A 1,018-nucleotide genomic window follows, 5' to 3' on the forward strand; every position below is an offset into this window, starting at 1 on the left:
GTGCCGGACGGGCGGGGGTGTGTCGCCGAACTGCGCGGGGTCCGTGCGCGGGCGGTGGCCGGGCCGGGTGAGAAGGCGACAGCGGCGCAGCATGCGTGGGGGAAGCTGACGGCCCGTGAGCGCATCGGGCTGCTCCTGGTGTCGGCGTACGAGCTGAAGTGCAGAGCCGCGTACAGATGAATGTGCAGAGCTGTTAGGGCCTGTCCCCGGCACGGGGCCGGAGAAGCTGCGAACGTGCGCGGATGTTAGCTTCGCTTTCCGTGATGGAGCACCAGGACGACACTAGGGCGGCCTACGACGGGGTCGTCGAGCTGTATGCGTCGCTGTTCGCTAATCGGTTGGAGACGCAGCCTTTCTCGCGGAACATGATCGGCACCTTTGCCGAGCTGGTGCGCGGGACGGGGAACCCGCGGGCAGCGGACGTCGGGTGCGGCCCGGGACATCTGACGGCCATGCTGCACGACCTGGGGCTGGACGCCTTCGGGCTCGACCTCTCTCCGGGCATGGTCGACCACGCCCGGCGGGCGCATCCTGCGCTGCGGTTCGACGAGGCGCGGATGGAGGACCTGCCGGTCGAGGACGGCGCGCTCGGCGGCGTGCTGGCCCACTACTCTATGATCCATACCCCGCCTGAAGAATTGCCTGCGCTGCTCGCCGAGCAGGTGCGTGTCCTGGCGCCGGGCGGCCTGCTGCTGGTCTCGTTCTTTGCGACCGACGGACCGGAGCCGGTTCGCTTCGACCACAAGGTAACGCCCGCCTATAGCTGGCCGGCGGACCGGTTCGCCGAGTTGCTGGCCGAGGCCGGGCTCACCACGTTCGCCCGGCTGCTCCACGACCCGGCCTCCGACCGGGGTTTCCTCGACGCCCACTTGCTGGCCCGCCGCCACTAGATGTATTGATCACGAGCGTTGTTAACGCTGGCGGGGCTTGATCATGGCGAAGACCTCCGGTGTGGTGGAGCTGTCTAGGACTGCACCGCACGGAGGTCTTCGTGTCCCACCGTAATGCCCGGCTGACC

2 protein-coding genes are annotated in these 1,018 nt (G+C 68.5%); both read left to right on the forward strand.

Going from position 1 to position 1,018, the window contains the following annotated elements:
* Positions 1-180, forward strand: a 180-nt coding sequence (locus DMH12_RS39520) for a hypothetical protein (RefSeq protein WP_148107615.1), incomplete at its 5' end; no start/stop codon positions are given.
* 80 nt (positions 181-260) lie between these two features.
* Positions 261-890, forward strand: a complete 630-nt coding sequence (locus DMH12_RS38565; RefSeq protein ID WP_125495866.1) for a class I SAM-dependent methyltransferase — start codon at positions 261-263, stop codon at positions 888-890.
* Positions 891-1,018: the final 128 nt, after the last annotated feature.

The sequence above is a fragment of the Streptomyces sp. WAC 04229 genome, from assembly GCF_003947455.1.
In the GTDB taxonomy this organism is placed as follows: Bacteria; Actinomycetota; Actinomycetes; order Streptomycetales; family Streptomycetaceae; genus Streptomyces.